The sequence below is a fragment of the Longimicrobiaceae bacterium genome (assembly GCA_035936415.1).
Lineage (GTDB): Bacteria > Gemmatimonadota > Gemmatimonadetes > Longimicrobiales > Longimicrobiaceae > JAFAYN01.
Map to the genome: position 1 here is coordinate 1 of DASYWD010000510.1, position 5,013 is coordinate 5,013.

At 72.8% G+C, this 5,013-nt stretch carries 4 protein-coding genes; all 4 read left to right on the forward strand.

Translation table 11 applies throughout. The features are described 5' to 3' along the window. Positions 1–417 (forward strand): response regulator (locus VGR37_20455; protein HEV2149784.1); only part of this gene is annotated, 417 nt, incomplete at its 5' end. A 254-nt stretch (positions 418–671) separates the two neighbouring features. After that, positions 672–1,925 carry a S8 family peptidase gene (locus VGR37_20460; GenBank protein ID HEV2149785.1) on the forward strand — a complete coding sequence of 418 codons (1,254 nt, stop codon included), beginning with the start codon at positions 672–674 and terminating at the stop codon, positions 1,923–1,925. Positions 1,926–2,123: 198 nt separating this feature from the next. Then, complete coding sequence (locus tag VGR37_20465; GenBank protein HEV2149786.1) at positions 2,124–2,660, forward strand: outer membrane beta-barrel protein; 537 nt, start codon at positions 2,124–2,126, stop codon at positions 2,658–2,660. Positions 2,661–2,841: 181 nt separating this feature from the next. Next, a partial coding sequence (locus VGR37_20470) for a histidine kinase N-terminal 7TM domain-containing protein (protein ID HEV2149787.1) occupies positions 2,842–5,013 on the forward strand: 2,172 nt, incomplete at its 3' end.

Sequence of the window (5,013 nt, forward strand, 5' to 3'; positions counted from 1 at the left end):
GCGGGGAGCCGCGCCTTCGGCGGGGCGGGCGGCGGGCCCAGGGTGCTGGTGGTGGACGACAACGAAGCGCCGCGGAGCGCCCTCGCCTACGTCCTGCGGCAGGCGGGGTTCGAGGTGGTGGAGGCGGCCGACGGCGAGGAGGGGATCCGGGCGGCGCGCAGCACCCTCCCCGGGCTGGTGCTGATGGACCTGAGCATGCCGGTGATGGACGGGTGGACCGCCACCCGCCAGCTCCGGCGCGAGCGGGTGGCCGCCCCCCTCCCGGTGGTGGCGGTCACCGCGCAGATCCTTTCCCCGGCGGAGCAGTCGGAGGCGGAGCTGATCTTCGACGAGGTCCTCGCCAAGCCGGTGACCGCCGCCCGCCTGCTGGAGACGGTGAACCGCCTCCTGGCCGGACCGTACGCCGAGCCGGACTGATCCTCCGCCTTCATCTCCCCCCCGGCGGAGTCCCCGTCGCCGCCGTTCCGCGTGTTGCCCTGGAACGGGGCGCGTTGCCCCAAAAAGCGGACTCGCCTGCACCGTAATTGTGAAGTCGGGCCGCCACGCCCTTCTCGCCCTGCGGGTAAAGAGCCTTCCTGCAAGGACATACGCGAGTGGGCCTCCCTGGCACCTCCCCTGCTTTGAAGGCCGGCGTCGCACGCACTTCCTTCACTCCCAGCGTTGGAGCACGTATGCGCCGGACCGTTGCACTGCTTGCCCTTGCGGGCCTCGCCGCCTGCGACTCGGAGGCCGTTGCCCCCCGGGTCGAACAGACCGCCCCTGCCTTCAGCACGACCGAGGGCGGGATTCCCGGCCGCTACATCGTCACGCTCGACGACGCCGCCGACCCCGCCCTGGTGGCGCTGGAGTACGGGATCAAGCCCCAGTACGTCTACGAGAGCCTGATCACCGGCTTCGCGGGCGACATCTCCGACGTGGTCCTGGAGGCGCTTCGCCTGGACGCCCGGGTGGTGGGGATCGAGCAGGACGGGATCGTCACCACCTCGACGGTGCAGAGCCCCGCCACCTGGGGGCTGGACCGGATCGACCAGGCCGCGCTCCCCCTGGACGGGAGCTACACCTACAACCACGCGGGGAGCGGGGTCACGGCCTACATCATCGACACCGGGATCCGCTACGACCACGTGGAGTTCGAGGGGCGGGCCGTCTCCGGCTTCGACGCCTTCGCCGACGGCCGGAACGGCGCCGACTGCCAGGGGCACGGGACCCACGTGGCCGGGACCGTGGGCGGGAAGACGTGGGGCGTGGCCAAGCAGGTGAAGCTGGTGGCCGTCCGTGTCCTCGACTGCGGGGGGAGCGGCTCCTTCTCGGGGATCATCGCGGGGATGAACTGGGTCGCCGAGAACGGGACCCTGCCGGCGGTGGCGAACCTGTCCATCGGGTCCCTCCTCCCGCAGCGGAGCCCCACCGTGGACGCCGCCACCCGGAACCTGATCGCGTCGGGCGTCACCGTCGTGATGGCCGCCGGTAACGGGGTGCCGAACGGCGGTGTGGGGATCGATGCCTGCAACAACGCGCCCGGCGGGCTCCCGGAGGGGATCACCGTGGGCGCGAGCGACCGGAGCGACCGGAAGACTGCGTGGTCCAACTACGGCGACTGCGTGACCTTCTTCGCCCCGGGTTCCGGGATCACGTCGGCCACCTACGACAGCCCCACTTCCACGGGGAGCAAGAGCGGCACCTCCATGGCGTCGCCGCACGTGGCCGGGGTCGCGGCCCTGTACCTGGAGCAGGCCCCGCGCGCCGCCCCCGCCACGGTGAAGCAGGCGCTCTTCGACGCCTCCAGCAAGGGCGTGGTGCAGCTGTCGCTCACGACGAACAACCACCTCGTGCACAGCCTGGTCGCCGCCCCGGCCGCTCCGCCGGAGGAGACCGGCCCCACGCCCTGCACGCCGAAGAACAAGAAGAAGGGGAAGTGCAGGTAGCTTTCTCCTGAGGCCCGGGGGGCGGGGCCGGCGGCTCCAGGCGCTCCTCCCCGTCCGGGCAAGCGGATGCCCCGCAACGAGTTGCGTTGCGGGGCATTCCGCGCTCCGGGTCTGGCAATTGCAAGGGGCCCCCGCGCCGGGGGTGAGCACCCCCGGCCAGAGAGAAGTCTCGCGACGAATCCAGTAACGGAGGAATCGATGAAGCGCTCGACCTTGGTTGCCGCCGCGCTGGCGGCGGTGGTGTTCGCGGCCCCGGCCCGGTCGCAGGGGATGCTCCCCTTCTCGGTGGAGGCGCGCACGGGGCTCGCCTTCCCCACCGGCGAGTTCGGCGACGGGCTGGCGCTGGGGTACGGCCTCGGGGCCAGCGCCATCTTCAACGTCACGCCCACCCTGGGGGTGTACGGCGGCTACAGCTACACGCAGTTCGACTTCGACGACGACGTCTTCGGCGACGTGGACGACACCTTCGACGTCCAGGGGTTCGACGCGGGGGCGCGCCTGGGCCTCCCCATGGCCGGCCTCTCACCCTATCTGCGCGGCGGGGTGGTCTACTACAAGGCCGGGGACGCCGGCAACGAGCTGGGCTTCCAGGTGGGGGCGGGGCTCGACTACCGGCTCGGGCCGGTGGTCTCGTTCACCCCCGAGGTCAGCTACGTGACCGTTCCCGTCGGGGAGGGCCGCGGTCCGGACGCCAGCTTCGTCCGGGCGGACGTGGGGCTGCGCTTCCGGCTGTAGTCCGGGGCGGCAGGGCGCACGCGGCGGCGGGCCGGGGACCTCCCGGCCCGCCGCCCGTTTTTTTGCGGCGTGTCGCGGGCGGGAGCTTGTCGCACCGGGTAGGGCGCATATTATTCAGGGATCGGCGGTTCGCTCCGTTCCGCCCCTGCGCCTGCTCCCAGCCCCCGGGCCCCCGCTCCCCATGGTCTGGCAGTCCTCCCCGTTCCTCCCCCTCCTCGTCCTCTCGGCGCTGATCCTGACGCTGCTGGGCGCCTACGCCTGGCGGCACCGCCACGTCCGCGGCGCGCCGGGGTTCATCATCCTCATGGGAGGCGGCGCCGTCTGGGCGCTGTCGTACGGGCTGCACATGGCCGCCGCGGACCGGACGTGGGCGGCGATCTGGATCGGGTTCATCTACCTGGGGATCGTGGCGCAGCCCATCGGGTGGCTGCTGCTGGCCGTGGAGTACGCCGGCTGGGGGCGGGGGCTCACCCGCGCCAGCGTGGGGCTGCTCGTCGCGGCGCACCTGGCCTTCGTGGGGCTGGTCTTCACCAACGACCACCACCACTGGGTCTTCCAGTCGTACGGAATGGTGGAGCAGGGTGGGCGCATGGAGTTCGCCGCCGTCCCCGGGGTGGGCTTCTGGGTCAACGTGTGGGTGTCATACGCGCTGATCCTGTTCAGCATGCTCCTGCTGCTGATCCGTGCCGCGAACGCACCCCGGCTCTACCGCTGGCAGGTCGCCATGCTGGTGGCCGGGTGGGTGGTCACCGCCATCCCCAACCTCCTCTTCCTGCTGGGGGACAGCCCGCTCCCGGGGATCAACCTCACCCCCTTCGTCTTCCCGCTGAAGGGGGCGCTTCTCACCGTCGGCATCTTCCGCTTCGGCTTCCTCTCCATCGTCCCCGTCGCGCGCGACGCGGTGCTGGAGGAGATGCAGGACGGGGTGATCGTGCTGGACGGCGCGGACCGGGTGGTGGACATCAACCCCGCGGCGCAGGCGATCCTGGGGGCGCCCTCGGGCCGGGTGATCGGCCGCCCCGTGACCGAGCTGCCGGACCTGGGCGGCGCCTGGGACGGGCGGACCCGCACCTTCGCTGCCTCCGAGCTGAGCGTCGGCGCGGGGGAGGAGGCCCGGACCTTCGACGTGCGGGTGTCCGCGGTCTCGGCGCGGCGGAGCGGGATCAGCGGCAAGCTGGTGGTGCTGCGCGACGTCTCGGAGCGCGCCCGGGTGAGGGAGGCGCTGCAGCACGCCAAGGACGCCGCCGAGGCGGCCAACCGCACCAAGAGCCAGTTCCTCGCCAACGTCAGCCACGAGCTGCGCACCCCGCTCTCGGGGATCCTGGGAAGCTGCGAGGTGCTGGTGGAGGAGCCCTCCACGCCGGGGGCGATGATCCCCGACCTGGAGCGGATCCGCGCCTCCGGCTACGAGCTGCTCCGGCTCATCGACGAGCTGCTGGACCTGTCCAAGATGGAAGCCGGGCGCATCGAGCTGTCACCGGAGCCCTTCGAGGTGGCGGGGCTGGTGGGCGAGGTGGCCCAGACGGTCCGCCCGCTGGCGGAGCGAAGGGGGCTGCGGCTGGAGCAGGAGGTCGCCCCGGGAGCCGGGTGGGTGCTGGCGGACCGGGTGCGGCTGCGGCAGGTGCTCCTCAACCTGGTCGCCAACGCGGTGAAGTTCACGGAGGAGGGGGCGGTGCGGGTGGAGGCGCGGTGCGAGGGCACGGTGGGGGACGGGGGGCGAGCCGTGTTCCGGGTTCGCGACACCGGGATCGGGATCACCCCGGAGCAGATGGAGCGGCTCTTCCAGCCCTTCGTGCAGGCGGACCCCTCCACCACGCGGCGCTACGGCGGCACCGGGCTGGGGCTCGCCATCGCGGACCGGTTCTGCCGCCTGATGGGCGGGAGCATCACGGTGGAGAGCGTCCCCGGCGAGGGCTCCACCTTCACCGTGAGCCTCCCCGTCCGGCGGATCGCGGTGGCGCCCGCGGAGCCGGAGCCCGGCCGCGCCGCCGGGGCGCCCACGGGGGGCACGGTGCTGGTGGTGGACGACGACGTGATGATCCGCGACGCGATCGCCCGGATCCTCCGCGCGGAGGGGCTGCGGGTGTTTACCGGCGGCACCGGGGCGGACCTGCTGCGGCTGGCCCGCGAGCACGCGCCGGACGTGGTCACGCTGGACGCCATGCTCCCCGACGTGACCGGGCCCGAGGCGCTGGAGCGGCTGCGCGCCGAGCCGTGGGGGCGCCGGGCGAGGGTGCTGATGCTCACCGGGATGGACCGCGCGCAGCTGGATGGCGCCGCCGCCGACGCGGAGTACCTGTCCAAGCCGGTGGACCGCCCCCGGCTGGTCGCCACCGTGCGCAGGCTGCTGGCG

What these genes read in the sequence shown, in the direction of transcription:
- VGR37_20460 (HEV2149785.1), top strand. Translation starts at nt 672, where the DNA reads ATGCGCCGGACCGTTGCACTGCTTGCCCTTGCGGGCCTCGCCGCCTGC.
- VGR37_20465 (HEV2149786.1), top strand. Translation starts at nt 2,124, where the DNA reads ATGAAGCGCTCGACCTTGGTTGCCGCCGCGCTGGCGGCGGTGGTGTTC.